This is a genomic window from Kitasatospora sp. A2-31 (genome assembly GCF_022288725.1).
In the GTDB taxonomy this organism is placed as follows: Bacteria; Actinomycetota; Actinomycetes; order Streptomycetales; family Streptomycetaceae; genus Kitasatospora.
The window spans coordinates 21,091-46,804 of record NZ_JAKNTA010000022.1; the positions used below are offsets into that span (position 1 = coordinate 21,091).

General features: G+C 73.1%; 22 protein-coding genes. 7 read left to right on the top strand and 15 right to left on the bottom strand.

Going from position 1 to position 25,714, the window contains the following annotated elements; translation table 11 throughout:
• Window positions 1-47: 47 nt before the first annotated feature.
• The 3 genes from MCM47_RS35940 to MCM47_RS35950 all read right to left on the bottom strand — a co-directional run bounded on the left by MCM47_RS35940 (window position 48) and on the right by MCM47_RS35950 (window position 2,679).
• Complete coding sequence (locus MCM47_RS35940; RefSeq protein ID WP_238951216.1) at window positions 48-407, bottom strand: NADH-quinone oxidoreductase subunit A; 360 nt, start codon at window positions 405-407, stop codon at window positions 48-50.
• Window positions 408-841: 434 nt separating this feature from the next.
• Entirely contained in the window at window positions 842-1,585 is a 744-nt protein-coding gene (locus MCM47_RS35945; protein WP_238951217.1) for a response regulator transcription factor, read from the bottom strand.
• 17 nt (window positions 1,586-1,602) lie between these two features.
• Complete coding sequence (locus tag MCM47_RS35950) at window positions 1,603-2,679, bottom strand: sensor histidine kinase (RefSeq protein ID WP_238951218.1); 1,077 nt, start codon at window positions 2,677-2,679, stop codon at window positions 1,603-1,605.
• Window positions 2,680-2,870: 191 nt separating this feature from the next.
• Here MCM47_RS35950 and MCM47_RS35955 point away from each other — a divergent pair, with 191 nt between their 5' ends.
• The gene (locus MCM47_RS35955) at window positions 2,871-3,467 is read left to right on the top strand and encodes a hypothetical protein (RefSeq protein WP_238951219.1); all 597 of its coding nucleotides are present in this window, start codon (window positions 2,871-2,873) and stop codon (window positions 3,465-3,467) included.
• Window positions 3,468-3,492: 25 nt separating this feature from the next.
• Here MCM47_RS35955 and MCM47_RS35960 read toward each other — a convergent pair whose 3' ends face one another.
• Window positions 3,493-4,443 (bottom strand): DMT family transporter, encoded by a 951-nt coding sequence (locus tag MCM47_RS35960; RefSeq protein WP_238951220.1) that lies wholly within the window; start codon window positions 4,441-4,443, stop codon window positions 3,493-3,495.
• A 210-nt stretch (window positions 4,444-4,653) separates the two neighbouring features.
• Window positions 4,654-5,319: a CatB-related O-acetyltransferase gene (locus MCM47_RS35965; RefSeq protein ID WP_238951221.1), complete on the bottom strand. Its 666-nt coding sequence runs from the start codon at window positions 5,317-5,319 to the stop codon at window positions 4,654-4,656.
• Between the two features lie 111 nt (window positions 5,320-5,430).
• Between MCM47_RS35965 and MCM47_RS35970 the strand changes: the two genes are divergently transcribed.
• From MCM47_RS35970 to MCM47_RS35980, 3 genes are all read left to right on the top strand, one after another.
• Entirely contained in the window at window positions 5,431-6,048 is a 618-nt protein-coding gene (locus tag MCM47_RS35970) for a TetR/AcrR family transcriptional regulator (RefSeq protein WP_238951222.1), read from the top strand.
• Window positions 6,049-6,233: 185 nt separating this feature from the next.
• Complete coding sequence (locus tag MCM47_RS35975) at window positions 6,234-6,953, top strand: peptidylprolyl isomerase (protein WP_238951223.1); 720 nt, start codon at window positions 6,234-6,236, stop codon at window positions 6,951-6,953.
• A gap of 61 nt (window positions 6,954-7,014) precedes the next feature.
• A complete protein-coding gene (locus MCM47_RS35980) occupies window positions 7,015-7,443 on the top strand; it encodes a MazG-like family protein (RefSeq protein ID WP_238951224.1) in 429 nt (142 codons plus the stop codon).
• Window positions 7,444-7,514: 71 nt separating this feature from the next.
• Here MCM47_RS35980 and MCM47_RS35985 read toward each other — a convergent pair whose 3' ends face one another.
• The 6 genes from MCM47_RS35985 to MCM47_RS36010 all read right to left on the bottom strand — a co-directional run bounded on the left by MCM47_RS35985 (window position 7,515) and on the right by MCM47_RS36010 (window position 14,937).
• Entirely contained in the window at window positions 7,515-8,825 is a 1,311-nt protein-coding gene (locus MCM47_RS35985; RefSeq protein ID WP_374209267.1) for a geranylgeranyl reductase family protein, read from the bottom strand.
• A gap of 302 nt (window positions 8,826-9,127) precedes the next feature.
• The gene (locus MCM47_RS35990) at window positions 9,128-9,823 is read right to left on the bottom strand and encodes a demethylmenaquinone methyltransferase (RefSeq protein WP_238951225.1); all 696 of its coding nucleotides are present in this window, start codon (window positions 9,821-9,823) and stop codon (window positions 9,128-9,130) included.
• 196 nt (window positions 9,824-10,019) lie between these two features.
• Window positions 10,020-10,607, bottom strand: a complete 588-nt coding sequence (locus tag MCM47_RS35995) for a hypothetical protein (protein WP_238951226.1) — start codon at window positions 10,605-10,607, stop codon at window positions 10,020-10,022.
• A 255-nt stretch (window positions 10,608-10,862) separates the two neighbouring features.
• A complete protein-coding gene (locus MCM47_RS36000; protein WP_238951227.1) occupies window positions 10,863-11,726 on the bottom strand; it encodes a hypothetical protein in 864 nt (287 codons plus the stop codon).
• Between the two features lie 13 nt (window positions 11,727-11,739).
• On the bottom strand, window positions 11,740-12,963 hold the full coding sequence (gene mqnC, locus MCM47_RS36005; protein WP_238951228.1) for a cyclic dehypoxanthinyl futalosine synthase: 1,224 nt from the start codon (window positions 12,961-12,963) through the stop codon (window positions 11,740-11,742).
• Window positions 12,964-13,068: 105 nt separating this feature from the next.
• The gene (locus tag MCM47_RS36010; RefSeq protein WP_238951229.1) at window positions 13,069-14,937 is read right to left on the bottom strand and encodes a serine/threonine protein kinase; all 1,869 of its coding nucleotides are present in this window, start codon (window positions 14,935-14,937) and stop codon (window positions 13,069-13,071) included.
• A gap of 378 nt (window positions 14,938-15,315) precedes the next feature.
• On the opposite strand from MCM47_RS36010, the gene MCM47_RS36015 reads away from it, so the two are divergent.
• Window positions 15,316-16,200 carry an IS5 family transposase gene (locus MCM47_RS36015; RefSeq protein ID WP_238951253.1) on the top strand — a complete coding sequence of 295 codons (885 nt, stop codon included), beginning with the start codon at window positions 15,316-15,318 and terminating at the stop codon, window positions 16,198-16,200.
• Between the two features lie 41 nt (window positions 16,201-16,241).
• Here the strand turns inward: MCM47_RS36015 and MCM47_RS36020 are convergent, their stop codons facing one another.
• Entirely contained in the window at window positions 16,242-17,165 is a 924-nt protein-coding gene (locus MCM47_RS36020) for a menaquinone biosynthetic enzyme MqnA/MqnD family protein (RefSeq protein WP_238951230.1), read from the bottom strand.
• Window positions 17,166-17,511: 346 nt separating this feature from the next.
• Here MCM47_RS36020 and MCM47_RS36025 point away from each other — a divergent pair, with 346 nt between their 5' ends.
• A complete protein-coding gene (locus MCM47_RS36025) occupies window positions 17,512-17,715 on the top strand; it encodes a cold-shock protein (RefSeq protein WP_238951231.1) in 204 nt (67 codons plus the stop codon).
• A 226-nt stretch (window positions 17,716-17,941) separates the two neighbouring features.
• Here the strand turns inward: MCM47_RS36025 and MCM47_RS36030 are convergent, their stop codons facing one another.
• Together MCM47_RS36030 and MCM47_RS36035 are read right to left on the bottom strand one after the other, a co-directional pair.
• Window positions 17,942-20,935, bottom strand: coding sequence for a glycoside hydrolase family 3 C-terminal domain-containing protein (locus MCM47_RS36030; RefSeq protein ID WP_238951232.1), 2,994 nt, complete (start codon window positions 20,933-20,935; stop codon window positions 17,942-17,944).
• 352 nt (window positions 20,936-21,287) lie between these two features.
• Complete coding sequence (locus MCM47_RS36035) at window positions 21,288-22,634, bottom strand: dicarboxylate/amino acid:cation symporter (protein ID WP_238951233.1); 1,347 nt, start codon at window positions 22,632-22,634, stop codon at window positions 21,288-21,290.
• 431 nt (window positions 22,635-23,065) lie between these two features.
• Here MCM47_RS36035 and MCM47_RS36040 point away from each other — a divergent pair, with 431 nt between their 5' ends.
• Window positions 23,066-24,292 (top strand): MFS transporter, encoded by a 1,227-nt coding sequence (locus MCM47_RS36040; RefSeq protein WP_238951234.1) that lies wholly within the window; start codon window positions 23,066-23,068, stop codon window positions 24,290-24,292.
• Window positions 24,293-24,500: 208 nt separating this feature from the next.
• Here MCM47_RS36040 and MCM47_RS36045 read toward each other — a convergent pair whose 3' ends face one another.
• Window positions 24,501-25,712: a LacI family DNA-binding transcriptional regulator gene (locus MCM47_RS36045; RefSeq protein WP_238951235.1), complete on the bottom strand. Its 1,212-nt coding sequence runs from the start codon at window positions 25,710-25,712 to the stop codon at window positions 24,501-24,503.
• Window positions 25,713-25,714: the final 2 nt, after the last annotated feature.

Genomic DNA, 25,714 nt, shown 5'->3' on the forward strand with positions numbered 1-25,714 from the left:
CACAAGGTCGGCGGCAGGTCGGCGGCGGGTCGGTGGCCGCGCGGCACTCAGTCCCACTCCAGGCCGCCGCGGCGCCACACGTAGGCGTACGCGACGAAGACGGTGGCGATGAACAGGAGCATCTCGATCAGCCCGAAGATCCCCAGGGCGTCGAAGCTCACCGCCCACGGGTAGAGGAAGACGATCTCGATGTCGAAGACGATGAAGAGCATCGCCGTCAGGTAGTACTTGATCGGGAACCGACCGCCGCCCACGGGCTGCGGGGTCGGCTCGATGCCGCACTCGTACGCCTCCAGCTTGGCCCGGTTGTAGCGCTTGGGGCCGGTCAGTGAGGCCATCACGACGGAGCCGACCGCGAACGCCGCCGCGATGGCACCGAGTACGAGGATCGGCGCGTAGGCATTCATAGCCCCCGCTCCCTCCGTCCAGTCGTCCTTGACTGCAGATCGGAACCGACGGGTCACGCTGCGGTGAACCCGTGTTCCAGTTCCCGAGATCCACCTCATGTGAGGCAGTTCACAAAGCCTGGAACGAGCGCATCCTATGCCTGTCGGCTTGTGATCTGCGACACGCAGTTCAAGGGGAACTTTGTGATCTACGCCACCTCTTGAATGGTGACGAAGGTGAACATGCCCAGATTTGTCAACGCAAAGGAGTCAAATGGTCGCAACCAGTCGCATTCATCTGCGAACCGGCTGGTCAGGGCCGCGCTCCTATATCAACTATGCCTTGCTCCGCGCAAATTTCCGGGCGTCATGTTGACGTGTTATAGCGGCTCACTCGCAGGGGTGGCGGGCCGGCGAACGCTCGCTTGACCCTTCGTTCACAAGCCCCGCGGCGCTCAGGCTCCGGTCTCCCAGACCCAGGCCGCGATGCCGACCCGGTTCCGGGCGCCGATCTTGCGCTGGATCGCGGCGAGGTGGTTCTTCACCGTCCCGGCGGTGATGAAGAGCTGCGCACCGATCTCTGCATTGGTCGCACCATCGGCAACCAGCTGAGCGACCTCCGTCTCGCGGGCGGTGAGCTCCTCGACGAACAACGGTCGCGGCCATCCGATCCGGCCCTGCTCGCTACGCCGGCTCCGTCCGGCGTGCCCCTTGCCGTCGCCGTCCTGCCTCCGATCGTTCGGCAACGACTGATGCTGTTCCCGACTCCGTTCTTCGCTCCGGTCCCGCCCGGAGAGCTCCCGCAACAGCCTGACGGTGATCTGCGGGCTGACCAGCGCGTCACCTGCGACCGCCGCCCGAACCGCCTCCGCCAGGAGCGTCGGCCCCGAGCGCTTCAGCAGGAAGCCGGCCGCACCGGACCGGATCGCCGTGTGGACGTACTCGTCCAGGTCGAAGGTGGTCACCACGACCACCCGGAACTCCCCACTCAGCTGCCGGGTCAGCTCCAGTCCGTCCATTCTGGGCATGCGGATGTCGGCGAGGATCACGTCCGGCCGGAGCCGATGGGCCGCCTCCACAGCGGCGGCACCGTCCGCGGCCTCACCCACCACCTCGATGTCCGGCTCGGCGTCCAGGATGATCCCGTACGCGCTGCGGATCGCCTCGTCGTCGTCGGCGAGCAGGACCCGGATGCTCATCGCCGTCCCTCCCGTGCTCATCGCCCTTCCAAGGGCATCGTCGCCTTCACCTGCCATCCGCCGGCCTGCGCCCGTCCTGACCGGAGCGTCCCGCCCAGCGCCTCGACCCTGGCCCCCAGCCCGGCCAGCCCGCTGCCGCCCCGCCGCGGATCGCCCGTGCGTGGGGCGGAGGGCAGGGGCCCGCCTCCGTCGTCCCGCACCAGCACCTCCAGCCACCGTCCCTCGCGTCGCACCCGGACATCGACCTCGCGCGCCGTGGGTGCATGCCGACGGACGTTGGTCAGCGCCTCGACCACGATCCGGTACGCCGTCGCCGCGACCTCGCGAGGGATGTCCTGGTCCGCCGGGGCGTCCAGCCGCACGACGGCTCCACCGGACTCCGCGAACCTCTCCGTCAGCGAGGAGAGTTCGGCCAGGCCGGGCCGCGGGCCCCGCTCGGGCAGGTCCGCCTCGTCGCTGCGCAGCAGGCGGACGGTCCGGTCGAGCGAGGTCAGCGCCTGCTGCCCGGCCCGCTCTATCCGCTCGAAGAGTGCCGCCGCCCGCACTGGATCGGAGGCCGCGAGGACCATCCCCGCCTGTGCCTGAGCCACCATTGCGCTGACGTCGTGCGCCACGAAGTCATGCAGGTCGTGGGCGAGTTCGAGCCGCTGGGCGCGACGGCCCGCCGCCACCGAGCGCCGCCGGTCGTCGTCCATCCCCCGCAGGTAGAGCCCGACCAGCACCGTCGGCAGCGCCAGGGCCGAGCCGAACCCGAAGAGCGTCAGCCAGGACGTGGGCCCCGAGATCGCCTCGAACCGGGAGGGCCAGAGCGCCACCGCACCGCCGATCGTGTAGGCCACGACGGCCGAGCGCCGGCCGCTCTCGGTGCGGAGCGTGAGCACCAGCAGCAGGAGCAGGCAGGCGATCTCGGCCAGCCCGACCGCGCCCGTCCAGCGGTCCTCCTCCGGCCAGCGGCCGGCCGCCCAGACGCCGGCGGTGACAGCCACCGACACCTGCCCCGCGGCCCCGGCGACGGCCACCACCCCGTACCGGGCGCGCATCGACCACCCGACCAGCAGCACCAGCGGAACCGCCAGCGCGAGCATCTGACTCATCGTCGCCTCCCTTCGTGTCGCAACCATACGAAGGTCTCGCTGGCCCACGCCTCTGCCGATCGGCACATTCCTGCGTCCTGTTCCGAGCCCCGAAGAACCTGCCGATCGGCACTGCCGGGGGCCGCCGCCCCAGCGGCAGGCTCATCCCGTCGGACCGGCCACCGGGGCCGTCCGGAAGGGAGCAGACCGCCATGACCACGACCGCCCGCCGCGCCCCGACCGGGGCCGGGGCCCGCACCGCCGGCACCGGCCCGGTGGCCGGAGCACCTGCCCGCACCTCCGCCCCCGCACCGCGCTGGGCCGAGCTCGCCGCCAAGGCCACCGTCTGGACGACCGTGCCGTCCGGGCTGTGGCGGATCGCCCTGGGGCTGGGCATCCCGGTCGGCTTCAGCGGCGAGACGGCCGCGGCCTTCGAGCGCCACACCCCGGGCTGGGGCACCGTCTACGTCCTGGTGCTGAGCGGTCTGGCCGAGTTCCTGGCCTTCCTCACCCTCGGTCTGGTCCGGCCCTGGGGCGAGGTGGTGCCGCGCTGGATCCCGCTGTTGGGCGGCCGAAAGGTCCGCCCACTCGCCGCGGTCGTCCCGGCCGCCCTCGGCTCGGCCGTCCTGACCTGGCTCGGTGCGACCGCTCTCTTCGGCGGCTGGGCGGCCAACATGAGCAGCCCGGACGCCCCCCACGGCTTCGGCGGCGTCGTCATGACCCTCTCCTACCTCCCGCTGGTCGCCTGGGGCCCCCTGGTCGGCGCGGTGACGTTCTCCTACGCCCGCCGGGCGCTGGGACGCCGATGACGACCTCTCGGGCTCCCGCTGCACCTCACCCGGTCGCTGCGGGCTCCGTGTCCACCGCCCGCTCGCCGTCCACCGTTTGCGCCCCGCCCCGGCCCGGCACGGCGGCGGTACGACGACCCCACTCGGTGGCGACGAGCACCAGCGCACCGCCGAGCAGCCCGACCGGGCCGAGACGGTTACCGGCGAGGGTGATGCCGAAGACAGCGGCCCAGAGCGGTTCGGTGCCGAGCAGCAGGCTCACTCGGGAGGGTGAGGTGCTGCGGACGGCCCACATCTGCACGAAGAAGGCGAACAACGTGCAGAGCAGGGCGAGATGCAGCAGCCAGGCCCACTGGGCCGGCCCGTACGAGGCGGCCACCGTCCACGGCAGCGGCCCGACGAACGGCGCGACCACGGCGAACACGGCCGTGGAAGAGGACAATTGGACCCAGGTGAGGGCCAGTGGATCGGTCTCCTTGATCACCCTCATCCGGGACATCGCCAGCACGTTCACGGTCCGCACGACCGCGGCACCGAGTACCAGCAGATCCCCCGCCGTCGGGGCCTTCAGCCCGCCGTCCCCGGTGAGCAGGGCCACGCCGACCACCGCCAGTCCCGCCGCGGCGAGGAACGCCCGCGGCAACGGCGTCCGCGCGAGGGCGCTCTCCGCGAGAGGAGTGAACACCATGGTGAGGCTGATGATCAGGCCCGCGTTGGTGGCGGAGGTGTGCACCGCACCGTACGTCTCCAGCAGGAAGACCCCGCCGAGGATCAACCCCAGGAGCCCGCCGCCCAGCCACTCGGCCCGGCCCATCCTGCGCAGCACCGGCCAGGCGACGACGCCCAACAGTGGCAGCACCAGCCCGAACCGCAGCCCCAGCATCGCCACCACCGTCCCCGGCTCGGCCACCTGCTGTACGGCCAGGAAGCTCGACCCCCAGACCACGGCCACCAGCAAGACGGGCAGATCACGAAGGAAGGACGACGAACCGCGCATGAACAGGACCCCTCCGGAGCGAACGGAACCGACGAGGAGACTCCCGTACGACGTCGGACGGATCTCGGGCCACCACAGGCCGGCCGGCTCAGGGCACCACAACGGCCTTCCAAGGGGCCCGTCATCATTGCGCACCGGCCCGGCCGGGATCAACGGCTTTCGGTCGGCGGAGCAAGGAGCCGGAGCGCCGGGGGCCGGGGTTCGGCACGGTCACGGGGCCAGTAGCCCGTTGGCCGCGGCGATGGCCTCGATGTCGGCAGGGGTGCCGGACATGATGGCGCGGACGTGCTCGGTGACCAGATCGACCGGCCAGTCCCACCAGGCCGCGCGCAGCAGCCGGTCGATGTCGGCGTCGTCGAAGCGGCGGCGGATCGGGCGGGCCGGGTTGCCCCCGACGACGGTGTAGGGCTCGACGTCGGCGGTGACCACGGCACCGGCCGCAACGATCGCCCCGTCCCCGATCCGCACTCCGGGCAGCACCGTGGCGCCGTACCCGAACCAGACGTCGTTGCCGACGACGGTGTCGCCCCTGGTCGGGAGCCCGGTGACGATGTCGAGGGTCCGGTCGGTCCATGTACCGCCGAACATGGTGAAAGGAAAGGTGGACACCCCGACGGTCGGGTGGGCGGCGCCGGCCATGAGGAAGCGGGTCCCGGTGGCGAGGGCGCAGTACTTGCCGATCATCAACCGCTCGGGCCCGTAGGCGTAGAGGACGTTGCGCTCCTCGAAGCGGGTGGCACCGTCCGGGTCGTCGAAGTAGGTGTACTCGCCGACCTGGATGCGCGGATCGGTGACCAGCGGACGCAACAGGACGACGCGGTCATGCCCTGCGAGGGGGTGCAGGACGGTGGGGTCGGGGACGGTGGCGGCGGTCATGGAACTCCTTGAGAGGCCAGCGCAAGAGACGAAACGCGACCCAAGTCGCATTAAGATGAGAGTGACACGGCAGGGCCCACACGGCAAGCCTTAACGCGACTGGAGTCGACTTTGAGCAAGGAGTCCCGCACCCCCTCCCCCCGCCCCGGCGGGCGCAGCGCCCGCGTGCGCGCGGAGGTCGTCACCGCGACGCTCGCCGAAGTCACCGAGAAGGGGTACGACGGACTGACGGTCGACGCCGTCGCCACCCGCTCCGGCGTGCACAAGGCCACTCTGTACCGCCGCTGGGGCGGGGTCGACGGCCTGGTCGCGGAGGCGCTGACCGCCTCCGCCGACCAGCCGTGGCCGCTCCCCGACACCGGCGACCTGACCGGCGACCTCCGCCTGATCACCCGCGAGGTCTTCGACGTGTTCACCGATCCGGAGCTGGGCCCGACACCGACCGCACTCATCGCCGCCGCCCAGCGCTCCGACGCCGGGGCGGCCGCCCTTCGCGCCTTCTTCACCGCCCGCCACCGACAGGCCGCCGCCGTCGCCGAGCGCGCGATCGAACGCGGCGAGCTGCCTGCGGGCACCGACGGCGCGGAGGTGGTCCGAGCCGCGACCGCGCCGCTCTACTACCGCCTGTTCGTCAGTGGCGAGCCGCTCGACGCCCGCACCGCGGAGCGGGCCGCGGACGCCGCGGCCCTCGCCGCCCGCGCCGGACTCTTCACCCCCGAGGCCGGCTGATCCACCCACCACACCCACCGGCCACCCCCCAGCGGCCGGCCGGCACACCCGCCACCCCCGTCCAGCACCCACCGTCCTGCGCCCAGCACCCACCGCCGCGGCAGTGCGCCGCCCCACGGCGCCCGCCGCGCAACGCACGCCCCGGACGTCTACCGCATCCACGCGAGGACATGGATGATGTCGCCATGACAAGCAAGCCGACCACCACCCCCCGGAAGGCCAGTCACGTGAAGCGCAAGCACTGGGCATTGCTCGCCGCTGCCACCACCCTGCCGCTCGTCGCGAGCACTGGTACGGCCGTTGCGGATACACCGCCGTCCGCCGTCTCCGGCGCGGCCGCCTCCGCCACCTGCACCTACACGCCCGCGGTGCCGGCCGACAACTTCAAGGGCATCCCCGTCTTCGACGCGAAGAAGGCGGCCAAGCCGTACAGCGCGACCCTGAAGACCAGCCAGGGTGCGATCACCTTCCAGGCGCTGACCGCCGAAGCACCCTGCACCACGTTCTCGTTCCGGTTCCTGGCCGAGCACGACTACTTCGACCGCAGCCACTGCCACCGCCTCACCACCCAGCGGATCTTCGTCCTGCAGTGCGGCGACCCCACCGGGACCGGCAGCGGCGGCCCCGGCTACTCCTTCCCGGACGAGAACCTGACCGGCGCCACCTATCCCGCCGGCACCGTGGCCATGGCCAACGCGGGGCCGAACACCAACGGCAGCCAGTTCTTCTTCGTCTGGAAGGACACCAAGCTCTCCCCCGCCTACACGCCGTTCGGGCGGGTCACCGCGGGTCTGGACGTCCTGCAGAAGATCGCCGCCGGTGGCGAGGACGACCAGAACAACCCCGGCGACGGATTCCCCACGCTCCCGGTGAACATCCGCAACGTGAAGATCAGCTCCCGCTGAGCCCGCACGCCGACTCCCGTACGGTGGTCTGCGTCAGCGAAGCCGTACGGGAGCCGCACACATGGACAGCAGGATCTGGGAGAGCGTCGACCACGTGGTCGCCTGGCTGGACGACGAGAGCCGGCTCCCGCCCGGGGAGGAGCGCATGCTCCGCATCCTGAAGCTCTCCGAGGAGGTCGGCGAGGTCGGCGCCGCGGTGATCGGGGCCACGGGGCAGAACCCCCGCAAGGGCGTCACCCACACCTGGGAGGACGTCCAGCACGAGCTCTGCGACGTGGTCTTCTCGGCACTGGTCGCTCTCCGCACGCTCACCCCGGACGCCGCCCGGGTCTTCGCCGACCGCCTCGCCTACGTGGAGCAGCGCTCCGCCGCCAGCCGTACCACCCCGCCCGACCAGCCCAGCCGGACGGACCAGGCGGGCCAGGAGAACCAGGCGGGCCAGGCGGACCAGGAGAACCGGAAGGACCAGCCGGGCCCGGCCGGCACCTGACGGTCCCGGCACCACCCGAGCCGGAACCGCCCGGGCACTGCCCGCCCACCCACCCGCCCGCTCCAGCTCCGTCAGGCGTTCGGCGCGACCTTGGCGAGGCCGTTGATGATGCGGTCCATGGCGTCGCCACCCTGCGGGTCCGTCAGGTTGGCGAGCATCTTGAGGACGAACTTCATCAGGATCGGGTGGGTCAGACCGCGCTGGGTGGCGAGCTGCATGACCTTCGGGTTGCCGATGAGCTTCACGAAGGCGCGGCCGAGCGTGTAGTAGCCGCCGTAGACGTCCTTGAGGATGCGCGGGTAGGCCTGGAGGGCGCGCTCGCGACCGGCCTCCGTCACCCGGGCGTTGGCCTGCACGATGACCCCGGCCGCGATCTGGCCGGATTCCATCGCATAGGCGATGCCCTCGCCGTTGAACGGGTTGACCATGCCGCCCGCGTCACCGACCAGCAGGAGACCGCGGGTGTAGTGCGGCTGTCGGTTGAAGGCCATCGGCAGAGCAGCGCCGCGGATCGGGTCGGTCATGTTCTCGGGGGTGTACCCCCACTCCTCCGGCATGCTGGCGCACCAGGCCTTGAGGACCTCGCGCCAGTCCAGCTCACCGAACGCCGGCGAGGAGTTGAGGATGCCGAGGCCGACGTTGGACGTGCCGTCGCCCATGCCGAAGACCCAGCCGTAGCCCGGCAGGAGCTTGCGCTGGCCGCCGCGGGTGTCCCACAGCTCCAGCCAGGACTCCAGGTAGTCGTCGTCGTGGCGCGGCGAGGTGAAGTACGTCCGGTAGGCGACGCCCATCGGGCGGTCCTCGCGCCGGTGCAGGCCCATGGCGAGCGAGAGCCGGGTGGAGTTGCCGTCGGCGGCGACCACCAGCGGGGCGCGGAACGTCACCTCCCGCTTCTCCTCGCCGAGTCGGGCGGTGACGCCGATGATCCGGCCGGTCCGGTCGTCCAGCACCGGGCCGCTGACGTTGCACCGCTCGTAGAGCCGGGCGCCGGCCTTCTCGGCCTGACGGGCGAGCAGCTCGTCGAAGTCGGCGCGCTTGCGCACCAGGCCGTAGTCGGGGAAGGCGGACAGCTCCGGCCAGTCCAGCTCCAGGCGGACGCCACCGCCGATGATCCGCAGGCCCTTGTTGTGGAGCCAGCCGTTCTCGGTCGACACGTCGATGCCCATGTCGACCAGCTGCTTGGTGGCGCGCGGCGTCAGACCGTCACCGCACACCTTCTCCCGCGGGAACGAGGTCTTCTCCAACAGCAGGACGTCCAGACCCGCCTGGGCCAGGTAGTACGCGGTAGTGGAGCCGGCCGGGCCCGCGCCGACCACGATGACATCGGCGGTGCTCTCCACGGGGCTGCCCGGCTTCGTCAGATCGGCTGCGGTCTCGGACACGGTGGGCACTCTCCTGGAGCTGCGTCTGGGGGACGGAGGCGTTGACCTCGGCAGTCTAGTTGCCGCCCCCGGAACCGGACCCGAGGGCGGCAGCACGTTCCGCCGTCCGCAGGACCGCCGGCAGCCCGAAGCGGGGCCCGGCGAAGGGCTCGACGCACGGCCCGGCCGGAGGAGCCGGCGCAGAACCCGACACGGGTCCCCGCCAAGGCCCTGCGAAGGGTCCCGCAAAGGCCCCGCGACGGTTTCCGCAAAGGACTCGTCCCCGCGCGCCACCCGCTCGGACGGGATCCGAGCGGCAGGCCTCAACCGACCTTGTACGCCCGGTGCATGGCGACGATCCCGCCGGTGAGGTTGCGCCAGGCGACCTTCGACCAGCCGGCCTCCTGGAGCTTCGCGGCCAGCGCGGGCTGGTCGGGCCAGGCCCGGATCGACTCGGCGAGGTAGACGTAGGCCTCCGGGTTGCTGCTGACCGCGGTGGCGACCGGCGGCAGCGCCCGCATCAGGTACTCGGTGTAGACGGTCCGGAACGGCGTCCAGGTCGGCGTCGAGAACTCGCAGATCACCAGCTTGCCGCCGGGCTTGGTCACCCGGTACATCTCGCGCAGCGCCGTGTCTGTCTCGTGGACGTTGCGCAGCGCGAAGGAGATCGTCACCGAGTCGAAGGTGCCGTCGGCGAACGGCAGCCTGGTGGCGTCCCCGGCGGTGAGCGCCAGCTCGGGGTGGCGGCTCTTGCCCTCGGCCAGCATGCCGACCGAGAAATCGCACGGGACGACCTTGGCGCCGGCCTCGACGAAGGGCAGCGAGGAGGTGCCGGTGCCGGCTCCGAGGTCGAGCACCAGGTCGCCCGGCCCGGCGGCCACCGCGTCGGCCACCGCCCGGCGCCAGGCGCGGGCCTGGCCGAGGGAGATCACGTCGTTGGTGCGGTCGTACTTGGCCGCGACGTCGTCGAACATGGCGGCGACTTCGTGCGGCTGCTTGTCCAGAGAGGCTCGGGTCACCACCCCATTGTTCACCCTGCCCCCCACCGCCCGGGCAAGGGGGCACACCGGTCGGGACCGATCGGTCCGCAGCGCGCCGCCTCCGCAGCTGTGATCCGACGCCCCGCCCTGCCCCCGCGGCCCGGCGGCCGCGACCCGCGGGCCCCGCCCCCGCAGGCGCCCGCTCGGTGCGGGCACGCTCTTGCCACAGGCGCGCTCAGTGCAGCGCGCGCCGCCCACCGGCCCGGCGCTTCCGGCGCGAGCGCTTGCCCTGGGTTATCGCCGGCATCCCGTCGGGCAGCGCACCCGCCGCGAGCGCGACGGTGCTGGCGAACCTGCCCCTGCCCGCCCGCACGGCGACCTCCCTGCGGTGCCGGCGGATCCGCAGCACGCAGGCCAGGAAGAGGATCACCGCCACCGGCACGCTGAACCGGGCCAGCCCGACGCCGACCGGCTGCGGGTAGGTGTCACCGCAGATCCGGACCGCGCCGGCGTCGTCCGCGGCGTGCTCCAGGCAGACCGCGTCCCCGACCTTGGTGCCGTCCGCCAGCGGCAGCGCGGCGGCGGTGTGCGGCTGGCCGGAGACCCGGTAGCTGACGGTGGAGTACGAACCGCCTCCGGTGTTCAGCTGGGTGACGATGCCCTCGACTCTCACCGGGTGCGCGCCGATCCGGTCGGCCTGATCGGCCTGACGCCAACCGAGCAGGCACATGCCGACGGCCAGCACGGCGCTGAGTACGGCGGTGAGGTACCAGCCACGGCCCAACCGCGGAGCGCGCGGCGGGGGGACGGTCGCGGATCGCATGGTTCCTGTCCTGGCTTGCCTTCGGAGCCTGGGACGAGGCCCCGTCGCCCGCGGTGACGGGCGGAGTGTGGTGAGGGTACGGAGTGAGCTGTCCGGGATCGTATCCGCTGGCGGGCCCTCAGGTCACGGCGAAGGGGGAATCAGACGGGACGGCGGACAAGGGAGTTCGGCTGCACACGAAGGGATTTGTGGGTGCACACGAAGGAAGTCCCAAGCGCCGCACGGGAATGCGGCTACCCGCGGGTAGCCGGGGCGTCAGCGCCGCCGATACACCAACCGTCCGGCGAGCACGGTGGCCAGACAACTCCCGGGACGCACGACCACGGTCCCGGCCACGGCAGCCCCACCGGCGCGGGGCTCACCGGCGCGGGGCTCGCCGACACCGACCCGACCGGCGCCGGGCTCGACCACGGCGGCTCCAGCCCCGGGCGCCGGGAAGTCCGCGGAGCCCGCGGAGCCCGCTGAACCCGGAACATCCACGGAGTCCCGAACATGCGCGGAGTCCGCAACGCCCCCGGAGTCCTCCGCAACGCCCGCGACGCCCGCGACGCCCGCAACGCCCGTGAAGTCAGCGAACACCGCGAAGTCCGCCCGGCCGCCGACCGCCAGCCGCCCGTACGCCGCCTCGGCGAGCGGAAGGACGGCGAGCGGATCCAACGGACCCTCGGCCTCCGCCGCACCGGGCGGCGCCGCCAGCGCGGTCAGCCCCGAGCGGGTCACCGCCGTGCGCACCGAGGCGCGCTCGAACGGCCCGGTCACCGCCGTCACGCCGCACCCGAGCATGCGCTGCAGCCCGCGCCGGGCACTCGCACCGCAGCGCGTCTCGTCGGTCGAGCCGGAGAGGGCCCCGGGCACCGGTGCGTCCCCCACCCCCTCACGCGGGTCCGGGTGGTACGCGTGTTCCAGCAGCCGGTGCCCGTACGGATTGCGCAGGCCGGGTGCGAGGACCGCCGCGCCCCAGTCGCGCAGCCGGGCCCCGGGGTGCGCGGCCACGAGTTCCTCGCGGGGGCCCAGGGCCGCGATCCGGCCGTCCTGCACCAGCACCGCCCCGTCGGCGACGGACGGGGCGGTGGGGTCGGCCGGATCGGGCAGCACGAGGGCCGCCCGGTGCAGGGTCATGACCAAGGGGCGCTCAGCGGTTGTCGAGGATCTTCAGCTCGGGGTGCGCGGTGCCGCCCTCGATCGCGGTGGAGGCGATGTGCGAGGCGATCCGCGGGTCGACCGGGTCGTTGGCCGGGTCGTCCAGCACCCGCAGGTGCTCGTAGGTGGTCGAACGCTGGGCCGGGACGCGGTCTGCGGCCCGGATCAGGTGGATCAGCTCGGTGAGGTTGGAGCGGTGCTTGGCGCCGGCCGCGGAGACCACGTTCTCCTCCAGCATCACCGAGCCGAGGTCGTCCGCGCCGTAGTGCAGCGACAGCTGGCCGGCCTCCTTGCCGGTGGTCAGCCAGGAGCCCTGGATGTGGGCGACGTTGTCGAGGAAGAGGCGGGCGATCGCGATCATCCGCAGGTACTCGAAGACGGTCGCCTGCGTCGACCCCTTCAGGTGGTTGTTCTGCGGCTGGTAGGTGTACGGGATGAAGGCCCGGAAGCCGCCGGTGCGGTCCTGCACGTCGCGGATCATCCGCAGGTGCTCGATCCGCTCGGCGTTGGTCTCCCCCGTGCCCATCAGCATGGTGGAGGTGGACTCCACGCCCAGGCCGTGCGCCGCCTCCATGATCTCCAGCCAGCGTTCACCGGACTCCTTGAGCGGCGCGATGGCCTTGCGCGGACGCTCCGGCAGCAGCTCGGCGCCGGCGCCCGCGAAGGAGTCCAGACCGGCCCGGTGGATCCGGGTGATGGCCTCCTCGATCGACACGCCCGAGATCCGCGACATGTGCTCGACCTCGGACGCGCCCAGCGAGTGGATCACCAACTGCGGGAACTCCGTCTTGATGGCCGAGAAGGCGCGCTCGTAGTACTCGACGCCGTAGTCCGGGTGGTGGCCGCCCTGGAACATCACCTGGGTGCCGCCCAGCTCGACCGTCTCCGCGCAGCGGCGCAGGATCTCGTCGAGGTCGCGGGACCAGCCCTTGTCGCTCTTCGGCGGCACGTAGAAGGCGCAGAACTTGCACGCCGTCACACACACGTTGGTGTAGTTGATGTTGCGCTCGATGATGTACGTCGCGATGTGCTCGGTACCGGCGTAGCGGCGGCGGCGCACGGCGTCGGCGGCCGAGCCGAGCGCGTGCAGCGGCGCCGAGCGGTACAGCTCCAGCGCCTCCTCCGGGGTGATCCGGCCGCCGGCCGCGGCCCGGTCGAGCACGGCCTGCAGGTCGCTGCTGGGCGCATCGAGGGTGGTCGCTGCGAGCTCGGACACCTGTCGGCCTACTCTCTCTCGGTACCGCGTTCGCACGACGGTCTTGTGGTTCCTGGTACGGCCGAACCAGCCTACGCCAGCCTCCTGCGGGGCCCGCGCCAGGCCTCACGGCACCTTTCGCATGGTTCCGGAGGGGTTGCCGGCGGCGGGGTCGACGGAGGTGAAGCGGATCGTTCCGTCCTTCTGCAGGGTGAGCGTCTCCGAGCTGGACCCGCTGCTGCAGGCCCCGGGGAAGGAGGAGCGGACGAGCCGGGAGGTGAAGACCAGCTTGTCCGGTGACACCGAGTCGAGGCGCCAGACGCCGTCGCAGCTCACCGCGATCAGGCCGGTGAGCTCGTTCCGGCTGGTGACGGCGTCCTGCCCGATCCCGGCCGGGAGAATCGTCAGGGTGGTCGCGCCGGCGGGCAGGCCCCTGGCGGTGGTCATGTCGCCGCGCCAGGTGCCGAGGAACGCGGCCGGGACGGCACTCGGGGCGGTGGTGGCGGGCGTCGTCGCGACGCCGGTGGCGCCGGATGCGATCGGCGTCGGCGCGTCCGCGCGGGGTGACGGCGGGGGCTCGGTGGTGCCGGCCGGGGAGGCCGACGTGGAGGCGGTCGTGACGGCATCCGTGCTCCCCGGATCTGGCTTCCCCAGCCACTGGTAGAGGCCGTAGCCCCCACCGGCGAGGAGCAGTACGGCGACCACCGCCGCGGCGACCACGGTCGCGCCCCGCCCGCCCCGCCGATCCTGTTCAGGCGTCGAGACCATCCGGCCCTCGGTCGACCTGCCCCCGGGACCCCCGTCCCCGACCGCCGGCACGCCGTCCCCGAACGTGGGCGTCCGCACCGCCCAGCCGTCCGCCGGCCCCGACCGGAGCCCCGACCCGGGCCCCGGCGACGACGCCGGCCCTGCCCCCGGCCACGACCCCGACCCCGACCCCGGCACTGGCCATGACCCCGCCCCCGGCACAGGTCCCGATCCCACCCCCGCGCCACCACCGACGCCACCGCCACCACCGACGCCGCCACCCCCGACGCCGCCGGCACTCCCGGCACCGCCGGCACCCGCCTCACCGGGCCCCGCGCCCTGCTCCCCCTCCAGGTCCAGCAGTTCGACGGCACTGCGCCCGACCGCCGCCGCCAGCTCGGGCGGCAGCCACCCGCCGCGCCCGAGCCGACGGGCAGCCGCGCCGTCGGCGTCCAACCGCTCCCGGAGCTGCTGCGGAGTGGGGCGGGCCGCAGGATCCTTGGCCAGGCACGCCAGGACCACCGGGTGGAGCGGCCCGGGCAGTCCGGAGAGGTCGGGTTCCTCGTGCAGCACCCGGTAGAGCAGCACCGCGACGCTCACCCCCTCGCCGAAGGGGTGCACCCCGGTGGCGGCGAAGGCGAGGACCGCGCCGAGCGAGAACACGTCGCTCGCCGGCCCGGCGGGCAGGCCGTTCGCCTGTTCCGGCGACATGAAGCCGGGCGAGCCGACGACGTAGCCGGACTGGGTGAGCCCGCTGGTCGCGTCGAGCGCGCGGGCGATGCCGAAGTCGATCAGACGCGGCCCGTCGAGGGTGAGCAGCACGTTGGACGGCTTGACGTCGCGGTGCACCAGTCCCAGTCCGTGCACGTGGCCGAGCGCCTCGGCCAGGCCGACGCCGAGGGTCCGGACGGCGGGCTCGGGCAGCGGCCCGAAGTCGCGGACGGCGTTGCCCAGTGCGGGGCCGGCGACGTAGCCGGTGGCGACCCAGGGGTGCTCGCCCTCGGTGTCCGCGTCCAGCACCGGCGCGGTCCAGGTACCGCCGACCCGGCGGGCCGCCGCGACCTCCTGCCGGAACCGGGCGCGGAACTCGGCGTCCTCGGCCAGTTCGCCGCGGACCACCTTGACGGCCACCGTTCGACCGCCGGCCGTCCGGCCGAGGTAGACCCGACCCATCCCGCCGGCGCCGAGGCGCCGCAGCAACCGGTAGCCGCCCACCTGGCGCGGGTCGTCCGCCCCCAGTGCCTGCATTCCCGCACGCTCCCCTCGACCCGCCGGCCCGAACGGTCCACGAGCGGACCGCGAGCAGACGCTACCGGGCGGGGAGGCGTCGGAGCGTCACAACCTGCGGCACTTCCCCGGCGGGGTCGGCCACCCGGCCCAGCCCCGGGCCGAACGGACCGGCCGGAACGGACCGGCCGGAACGGACCGGACCGGGCAGCCCCCGGCCGGAACGGACCCGGCAGACCGGACCGGGCAGACCGGACCGGCCCGAACCGGTCCGCGCGCCGCCCGGTCCCGGCCCGAACCGGTCCGCCGCCTCAGAAGGTGTTGGGTAATTGATCAACTGCATGGCGTGATGCGCTGGCGGTGATCTTCGTGGGTGACGGGTCCGCGAAGATCATCACCATGTGTGCCTGTTCCTGCAAGCCGTCCTATGACTCGTCGTTGACGGACGCTCAGTGGGCGGTGATCGAGCCGCTGCTGCCCGGGCGGGATCCGCGCCGGGGTGGCCGTCCGTTGAAGTTCCCTCGTCGACTCGTCGTGGACAGCGTCTTGTACGTGCTGGTCACGGGCTGTGCGTGGCGGCTGCTGCCCCACGATCTCGCGCCGTGGGATGCGGCCTACCGGTGGTTCCGCGCCTGGACGGCGGACGGGACCTGGGACCGGGTCCACGATGCGCTGCGCGAGCGGCTCCGGGTGGCGGACGGCCGAGATCCGCAGCCGTCGGCGGCGGTGCTGGACTCACAGTCCGTGCGCAGTCACCAGGGCGGCGAGGCCATCGGCTACGACGCGGGCAAGCGCGTCCGGGGCCGCAAGCGGCACCTTCTGGTGGACACCTGCGGCCTCGTGCTGCGGGCGGTCGTGCACTCGGCCTCGGTGCAGGAGCGCGCCGGGGCGAAGCTGGTCCTCGCCGGTGTCCGCGATGCGTTTCCGCAGGTCGGACTGAGGTGGGTGGACGGGGGCTACGTCAACGCGATCGATGCGGGGCTCGTCGGCTGGGCGGCGGAGCGGGAGAACCTGGAGATCGTCGCGGTGCCCCGGAATGCGGATGTGAAAGGCTTCCAGGTGCTGCCCCGCAGGTGGGTGGTCGAGCGGACATTCTCCTGGCTGGGACGGTGCAGACGGTTGGCACGGGACTACGAGCGCAAGACCGCGCACGCCGAAGCGATGATCAAGGTCGCGATGATCCGCCTCATGGCCGCCCGCCTCGCCGACGAGACGATCGAACCCCACGGCCCCATCGAGATCGAAGCAGCCCGCCGCCTCGCCGACGACCTCACGAGCGAGTGATCACCCAGTTACCCAACACTTTCTCAGGCCACTCCCCCGCCTCAGACCACGACGGACGCCGGCTCCAGCGCCGGTGCCACCACCGGCTCCAGCAGCCGGATCCGGACGTCCGGCGCGAAGCCGCTGTCGTGCGCGACCCGGCGGGCGAACTCGGTCATGCCCGCCAGTTGCCGCTCGCCGAGCGAGAAGTCCAGCGCCTCGCTGAAGTACCGTTCCAGCACCCCGGCGTCGAACGCCTCCCAGCGGGCGGCCTGTGCAGCCACCTCCCGGGCCTCCACCAACGAGAGGTCACGGGACTCCAGGAAGGCCCGGTGCACCGCTGCGGTCAGGGCCGGGCGGCGCTCGGCGAAGTCGCGGCGGGCGGCCCAGACGGCGAAGACGAACGGCAGCCCGGTCCACTCCTTCCACATCGCGCCCAGGTCGTGCACCGCGAGGCCCTGCGCGGCCGCCTGCCCGAGGTAGGCGCGCAGCGCCGGGTCGCCGATCAGCACGGCGGCGTCGGCCTCGGCGAGCATCGCGTCCAGGTCGGGCGGGCAGCTGAAGTACTCCGGTCGGACGCCCTCGCGCTCCTCCAGCAGCAGGCGCGCCAGCCGGACGGAGGTCCGGCTGGTCGAGCCGAGGGCGACCCGGCGGCCGTCCAGCTCGGACAGCGGAAGCTTGCTGACGATCACGCAGGACATCACCGGGCCGTCGCTGCCGACCGCGATGTCCGGCAGGACCAACAGTTCGTCCGCGTGCCGCAGGTACTCCACACAGGTGATCGGACCGATGTCGAGAGAACCGCCGACCAGTTGGTCACTCAGCTTCTCGGGAGTGTCCTTGGTGAGATCGAGATCGAGCAGATTGCCGGTCCTGGCCAGGCCCCAGTAGAGGGGGACGCAGTTCAGGAACTGAATATGCCCTACCCGCGGCCTGACCGGGGTGTTCCCCGCGGGCTCCTGCGTTTCCGCATCCGGTACCGACACTGCGCCGCTCCCTCGCTGTTCGTGCGCACCACCCCCGCAGCGTATGCCCGCTGATCCGGACACCCCTCACCGGCCCGTACGACACGCCCACGGGCCATACGACACGCGCTGTCCGCCCCGCAAGTCACCCCTGGTCGTCACAGCGACCGCATGCTAGCGTTGCCCTCAGTTGCAGTTTGATTCCCCTTGCAGTACTTGAAGCCTGCGGAGCATGTAACCGCAGGCTTTTTGTAGTTTTTCAGCAATATCGAAAAACTCCGGACCCGTCCGGAGGCAGGGCGATCAGCGCAGCGGACCGGGCGCCACACGGTGTGGCCCCCAACACGTCCCTCGCAAGGAGAACGGCATGGCTCAGGGAACCGTCAAGTGGTTCAACGCTGAGAAGGGCTTCGGCTTCATCGCCCAGGAGGGCGGCGGCCCCGACGTCTTCGTCCACTACTCCGCCATCAACGCGAACGGTTTCCGCTCGCTGGAGGAGAACCAGGCGGTCACCTTCGACGTCACCCAGGGTCCGAAGGGCCCGCAGGCGGAGAACGTCACCGCTATCTGATCATCCTCTGATGACCTGATCGCTCGGGACCCTCTCGGGTCCGCCGGCGGCCCTGCGGCCGTCACCATGAGCACAAGAGCAGTACCCAAGGGGGCCCGCCGTTCGGTGGGCCCCCTGCCTTTTGCTTCTGCGCCCGGGCCGGGCCACCGGCCGGGATCAGGCCGCGTCGCGCCCGGCCCGGGCCACGGCCAGGCCGGGCCGCAGCCCGGCCCGCGCCGGAGCCGGGTCAGGCCGGGAGCGTCCAGCGCTGGTTCGCACCTGCGTGGCAGTCCCAGATGATCAGACGGCTGAAGTCGGCGGTACTCCCGTACTGGACGTCCAGGCAGCGGCCGGAGACCGGGTTGACCAGCGTGCCGTCCGCTCGGGGCTGCCAGCGCTGGGCGCCGGTGCCGTTGCAGGCGTAGAGCTGGACCGGGGTGCCGCCGTCCGTCCAACCGTTCGTCACGTCCAGGCACTTGCCGAAGGCCCGCAGTGTGTCGTCCTGCTGGACGGTCCAGTCCTGGGCCCCGGTGGAGTTGCAGTGGTACAGCTGGACGGCGGTGCCGTCGACCGTCGCCGCCCGGTTGACGTCCACGCACTTCCCGGCCAGTCCGGTGACCGGGCCGCTCGGCCGGGGGGTGTGCCAGCGCTGCTCGGCGGCGGAGCCGCAGTCCCGCAGGCGCAGCCGGCCGACCGACGGCTGCAGGCAGCGGCCCGAGGCCCGGTGCAGGATCGTGGTGTCCGGCCGGACCGTCCAGCCCTGGGCCGCGGCGCCGGTGCAGGGCAGCAGTCGGACGTCTGCGCCGTCGGCCGTTCCGACCGGCTGCAGGCAGCCGCCCGCCATCCCGATCGAGCCGTCCGAGCCGACCGTCGCCTCCTGGACCGCCGTGCCCTCGCAGCCGGACGTCCGCACCGCCTCGTCGGCGTTGGCCGCGGCGGCGCCGGCGTCCAGGCAGGAGCCGTCGGAACCGGTGATCCGACCCGACCAGGTGGAGACGGCGGCCGAGCCCGCCACCTCGACGGCGCCGCCGAGCCGTGGCGTCCGGGAGGACGACCCGACCGTGATGCCGTACCGCCCGCCGGGCACCTGCCAGCCGTGGACCTGCGCGTCCCAGGTGGCGAAGGAGGAGCGGTCGAGCCGCAGCGTCACGTGCTGGGAGCGGCCGGGGGCGAGGGTGAGCTTGCCGAACGCCTTGAGCTGCTGCGGGGGCTCGCCGGCCGCGGACGGGAAGCCGACGTACAGCTGGGGCACCTCGGTGCCGGTCCGACTTCCGCGGTTCGCGACGTCGAAGCCGACCTGGACCAGTCCGGCGGCGTCCGGCCCGGTCACGGTGAGCCCGCTGTAGTCGAAGGAGGTGTACGAGAGGCCGTGGCCGAAGGGGAACAGCGGCGCCACCCCGGCCCGGTCGTACCAGCGGTAGCCCACCTCCAGCCGCTCGGTGTAGTGGTAGGCGCCGTCGGTGCCGGGGTACTGGTCGGCGCCGCGGATCGGCGTCGCCGCCGCCGAGACCGGGAAGGTCACCGGGAGGCGGCCGCCGGGGTCGGCGTCACCGAACAGCACGTCGGCGAGCGCGGTGCCGCTCTGTTCGCCGGGGTACCAGGCCTCCAGCACGGCCGGGACGGAGTCCAGCCACGGCATCACCACGGGGCCGCCGGTGTCGAGCACCACGACGGTCCGCGGATTGGCCCGGGCGACGGCTCGGATCAGCGCGTCGTCGGCCGGCGCCAGGTCCAGCGACGGACGGTCCTCGCCCTCGCGCTCCTCGTCGCCGACCACGACCACCGCGACGTCCGCGGCGGCGGCCACGGCGGCGGCGGCCTCGGCGTCGGCACCGGTGTGGTGACGGACGGAGACGCCCGACCCGGCCCGCGCGGTGATCCCGCCGAGCGGCGAGACGGTGTACTCGGGGTACGGGGTGACGTGCGAGGAACCGTAGCCGCCGGTGTAGGCCCGGTCGGCCCAGGGGCCGATCACGGCGATCGACTTCAGCCGGGCGGCGTCCAGCGGCAGCGCGGCGCGCTCGTTCTTCAGCAGCACCGTGCCGGCGACGGCGGCCGCGCGGGCGGCCCGGGCGCCGGCTCCCGGGTCGGCCTCGGCCGTCCCGCCGCCGTCCAGGGCGCCGCTTCGGACCATGAGCCGCAGTACCCGGCGCACCTGGTCGTCCAGGACCGCCGGTGCGAGCCGCCCGTCGGCCACCGCACCCGCCAGCTCCGAGAAGTACGTGGAGCCGCCGAACTCCTGGTCCAGCCCGGCCGCGGCGGCGTTCACGGCGGAATGGGTCGCCGGGTAGTCGGAGCCGACCGCGCCGTCGAAGCCCCACCGGCCCTTCAGCACGTCCCGCAGCAGCGGGAAGTGCTCGCAGGCCCAGATCCCGTCGACCGGGTTGTAGCCGCACATCGCCGACCAGGCCCGGCCGTCCTGGACGGCCGCCCGGAACGCCGGCAGCTCGATCTCCTGCAGCGTCCGCTCGTCCACCTCGGAGCTGTACGACTGGCGGTTGTCCTCCTGGTTGTTCGCCGCGTAGTGCTTGACCTGCGCCGCGACGCCCTGCGCCTGGATGCCGCGCACCTCGGCGGCGGCGAGCCGCCCGGCGAGGAACGGGTCCTCGCCCAGCGTCTCGAAGTTCCGTCCGCCCTGCGGCACCCGGACGATGTTGACCATCGGCGCGTAGAGCACGTGGTAGCCGCGGGCCTTGGCCTCCCGGCCCAGCACCGAGCCGTAGCCGGTCGCGAGGTCCGGGTCGAAGGCGGCGGCCAGCGCGACCGGGGCCGGCATCGCGGTGGCCGGCTGCCCGTCCCGGACGCCAGCGGGCCCGTCTGTCAGCAGGAGGGGCGGGATGCCCAGCCGGGGCACGCCCTGGACGTAGCCGACCGAGTGCACGTCCTGCGGGGCCCAGATCCCTTGCAGCAGAGTGGCCTTCTCGTTGGTCGTCAACTGCCCCAGCAGCGAATCGACCCGCTGTTCCAGCGGCGCCGCCGATGCCGACGCAGGACCGGGCACCGCAGCGGACGACGACGGGGCGGACGGCGACGGGGCCGCGCCGGACGGGGACGGGGACGTGATGGACGGGGACGTGATGGACGGGGATGTGGACGCGCCGGTGGAGGTCGCGGCGGGTGTCGGGGTGGCCGTGGGGGCGGAGGAGTCGGCGGACGCAGGGGCGGGTGTCGCGCAGGCGGCCAGCAGGCAGCCGCCCAGTCCGGCGACGAGGAATCGCGTACAGGAGGAGATGCGTCGCATGGTGCACCGATCGGCGTGGGGGGCGCGTGGGGGAACGCCGAGATAGCGACCTTGCGGTCCGGCTATCTGACGGTATGTCATATATAACCGCCCGCCACCTGCCCGAACCGTGCTCCGCCCACTTCGGCGGCGTGTCCGCGACGCGTTCCGCCCACCGGCACTGCGCATCCGAACCGCCCGCGCCACCCGTCCCCGCCCTGCACTCCCGCACCACGCACGCGGCCCTCCGCCTCCACCGGCCTCCACCGCCGCACCATGCCGCCGCACACCCCGCCGCGGGCGCGGCGGGGGGCAACGCAGAAGCCCGCCCCCGGCGCCGGTCGGGCGCGGGGGCGGGCTCCGTGAACCCGGGTCAGGCGGCGGCCGGAGCCGCCTCCTTGCCCGACGCCTGCGCCGGGATCGGGGCCGAGCCGTCGAGCAGCTCGCCCGTCGGGTTGCCGTATGCGACCAGGTCGAGGGTCTTCTCGCGGGCGGCGACCAGGATCGGCACGACGGCCTGGCCGGCGACGTTGGTCGCGGTGCGCATCATGTCGAGGATCGGGTCGATGGCGAGCAGCAGGCCGACGCCCTCCAGCGGCAGGCCGAGCGTCGACAGGGTCAGCGTCAGCATCACGATCGCACCGGTCAGACCGGCCGTCGCCGCAGAGCCGATGACCGAGACGAAGGCGATCAGCAGGTAGTCCTTGACACCGAGGTCGATGCCGTAGACCTGGGCGACGAAGATCGCGGCGAGCGAGGGGTAGATCGCGGCGCAGCCGTCCATCTTGGTCGTCGCGCCGAACGGCACGGCGAACGAGGCGTACTCGCTCGGAACGCCGAGGCGCTCGGTGACGCGGCGGGTGACCGGCAGGGTGCCGACCGAGGAGCGGGAGACGAAGGCCAGCTGGATGGCGGGCCAGGCGCCCTTGAAGAAGTTCAGCGGGTTGAGGCCCGCGGCGAACCTCAGGAGCAGGGAGTAGACGCCGAACAGCACCAGCGCGCAGCCGACGTAGATGTCGACGGTCAGGGTCGCGAAGGGCGCCAGCAGGTCCCAGCCGTACTTGGCGACGGACTTGCCGATCAGGCCGAGGGTGCCGAGCGGCGAGAGGCGGATGACCCACCACAGCGCGGTCTGGACCAGCTCCAGCACGGACTCGCTCAGCTTCAGGACCGGCTCGGCCTTGCTGCCGAGCTTGAGGATCGCCGCGCCGGTCACGATCGCCAGGAAGACGATCTGGAGCACCTCGACCTCGGTGAAGGCCGTGACGATGTTGGTCGGGAAGATGCCGGTCAGGAAGTCGATCCAGCTGCCGGTGGACTTCGGCGCCTTGAGGCCCTCGGTCTTGAGGTCGGTGCCCTCACCCGGGTTGGTCAGCAGCCCGAGGCCCAGACCGATCCCGACCGCGATCAGCGAGGTGATCGCGAACCAGAGCAGGGTGCGGACGGCCAGCCGGGCCGCGTTGGTCACGTTCCGCAGGTTGGCCACGGACACCACGATCGCGGTGAACACCAGCGGCGGGACGGCCAGCTTCAGCAGCTGGACGAAGATCTTGCCGATGGTCTCCAGGGTGGTGGCCAGCCAGGAGATCTCGGCGGTCCGGGCCAGGTAGCCGAGACCGGCACCGAGCACGAGGCCGGCGACGATCTGGACCCAGAACGGGGTCTTGCGGATTCGGGCGAGCACGGACGGCGACGGGGTCGCCTCGGGCGCTGTGGGCATGGCAGTGCGGCTCCGGGGGAGGGCGTTGCTGACGGTGGGGTGGGGCGGGGAAGGCGGCACGGCGCGCGGGCCGGGCAGGGAGGAGCCGGGCCCCGGTCAGGGGCGTGCCGCCCGCATACAGCTCATGGCGCGACAACGGCGCGGGCTGTCCACAGCACCGGGCAGGCAGCACGGGCGGGCGGCGGTGGGCGTCGGGCCCAGGCCGTGCATCCGGAGTGCTCCTGAGGTGGTCATGGCCGACACGTTAGCAGTAAAGGTTTGAGATGTTCAAAGTTGTTGTTTGAGATGTGGGTGCACACCGATCAAATCCGGACACGAACGAGGCTGACGCCCCATCAGATCGGGAAGGGGCCTCGATTGACCGTCGCTGGTTATACGTATAACTTGGAGAGCACCCCCCGCCCGTCCCTGCCCGCAACGGAGAACCGTCCATGGGCTATCTCGCCCTGCTCCGAGCCCCGCACGTCAGCCGCCTCCTCTTCGGCACCCTGCTCGGCCGCCTCCCGGCCGGCATGACCGCCCTGGTGATCGCGCTGGCCCTGCGCGAGGCCGGTGCGCCGTACAGCCGGATCGGGCTGGCCACCGCGGCCTACGCGATCTCGGCCGCCGTCGGCGGCCCGGTGCTGGGGCGGATCGTGGACCGCACGGGGCAGCCGCGGGTGCTGCTCGCCTCCGCCGTGGTCGCCGGCGGCGGCTACGCGCTGCTGGCGCTCGCGCCCGGCTCGGCCGTCGCCGCACCGCTCGGCGCCGCCGTCGCCGGCCTGGCCATGCCGCCGCTCGAACCCTGCCTCCGCTCGCTGTGGCCGGACGTCGTCGAGGACGAGCAGCTCGACACCGCGTACGCCTTCGACTCCGCCTCTCAGCAGACCCTCTACGTGGCCGGCCCGCTCGCGGTGGCCGGCATCGCGGGCGCCGTCAGCCCGGTCGCGGCGCTCTGGGTGGCCGCCGCCCTGGGGCTGGCCGGGGCCCTGATCGTGGCCACCGCCGCGCCGGCCCGCGCCTGGCAGGCACCCCCGCGCGCGCACTCCTCGGGCCTGCTCGGACCGCTCCGCTCCCCCGGCCTGGTCCTGCTGCTGATCGGCCTGGCCGGCGCGGGCTGGGCGGTCGGCGCCCAGAACGTGCTGTTCATCGCCTACGCCGAGGCCCACGAGGGCGCCCTGCCCGGCGGGGCCGGGTCGCTGCTGGCGCTGGCGGCGCTCGGCGGCCTGCTCGGCGCGCTGGCCTACGGCGTGGTGAAGTGGCGCAGCAGTACCGCGACCCGGACGTGGGTCATGGCGCTCGGGATGGCCGTCTCCTACCTCCCGCTGGTGCTGCTGCCCGGTCCGCTCGCGATGGCGGGGCTGGCGTTCCTCTCCGGGATCGTGCTGGCGCCGCTGCTGGCGGCCGCGTTCGTCCTGGTCGCCGAGCTGGCGCCGGTCGGCACCGTGACGGAGGCGTTCGCCTGGCTGGTGACGCTGTTCGCGACCGGCAACTCGCTCGGCTACGCCGTCTCCGGCAACCTCGCCGAGGGCTCGCTGACCGCGGTGGCGCTCTGCGCGGCCGGCGGCATCGGGCTGGGCGGGCTGCTGCTGTTCGGCGCGCGCCGCTGGTTCCGGCCCGCCCCGGCCCACGTCTCGGCCGCCGCGGCCGCGCCAGCCGCGCCGGTGCCGGCAGGCTGAGACCGGGGCAGCTCCCCGCAGACGTGACTGCGCCCGTCGGACCGGGTGGTCTGGCCGACGGGCGCAGTCGCTTGCCCGCAGGCGGCAGTCACTTGCCCGCCGGCAGTCGTTCACCCGCCACCGGCCGTGCTCCCGGGCTCCCCGGGCCAGCGGTGCTCCCGGGCCGGCGGGTGCTCCCGGGCCGGCGGTGCTCCCGGTGATCCCGGGCTCAGGCCGCCGCGGTCGAGGAGCGCACGACCAGCGAGGTGGCCAGCGGCGGCACCGGCGCGACCGGCTCGCCCCGGAGCAGGTCGGCGAGGGCCGCGACGCCGGCCCGGCCCAGCTCCTCGCCGGGGAGGTCGACGGTGGTGAGCGGCGGGGCGAGCAGCGCGGCGACCGGGACGTTGTCGATGCCGACCACCGAGAGGTCGGCGGGAACGCGCAGCCCGAGTTCGACGGCCGCCTGGTAGACCCCGGAGGCGACCACGTCGTCGTCGCAGATCACCGCGCGCGGACGGTCGGGGTGCTCCAGCAGCCGGTGGGCGACGCCGTGGGCGGCCGGCTGTCCCTCGTTGAGGCTGACCCCGAACTCGACCACGTCCAGGCCGAGTGCCTCGGCCGCCTGCTCGAACGCCGCCTGCCGGACCCGGAAGGTGTACGCGGAGTGGGTGGAGCGCAGCCGGCCGATCCGGCGGTGGCCGAGCGCGGCCAGGTGTTCGACGGCGGCCCGCATGCCGCCGGCCACGTCCAGCTCGATGGTCGGGCGGGCCCGGTCGGTGCCCGGATCGGCGTCCAGGAAGACCGCAGGGGTGTCGGCGGGCAGCTCGCCGAGCTGGCTGTCGTCCGGTGAGCAGATCAGCAGACCGTCGAACCGGCTGGTGGTGGCGGCCTCGGCCAGCGTGGCGCTCCCCCAGCCCGAGCTGACCACCACCGCGAGGCCGTGCTTGCCGGCCTCCTCGTGGACGCCCTCCAGCACCCGGCCGAAGAACGGCCCGAGGATGTTCGGCACCGCCAGCAGGATCATGCCGCTGCGGCCCAGGCGCAGCTGCCGGCCGGCCGCCTGCGGCCGGTAGCCGAGGCTGCGGGCGGCCTCCCGTACGCGTTCCCGGGTGGCGTCGGAGACCCTGCGGCCGGCCTCGGAGCCGGAGAACACCAGGGAGACGGTGGCCTGCGAGACCCCGGCGAGCCGGGCGACGTCGCGCCCGGTGGGGCGGCGGACGGGCGCCGGCCAGGTGCCGCTCGCCGGTTCGCCCGGCTCCCCGGGCGGGGCGGAGGCACGCGACGCGCGCGGGGTGGCACCGGCGGGAGTCCCCGCGCCCGCGCCCCCGGCGTTCGAGGTGTCGGCGTGCGGAGCCCCGGAACGCGGAGCCCCGGAACGCGGCGTGCCGGAGCCCGGCGTGTCGGAGCCCGGGGTGTCGGCGGCGGGTTCGGGTGCGGGCACGG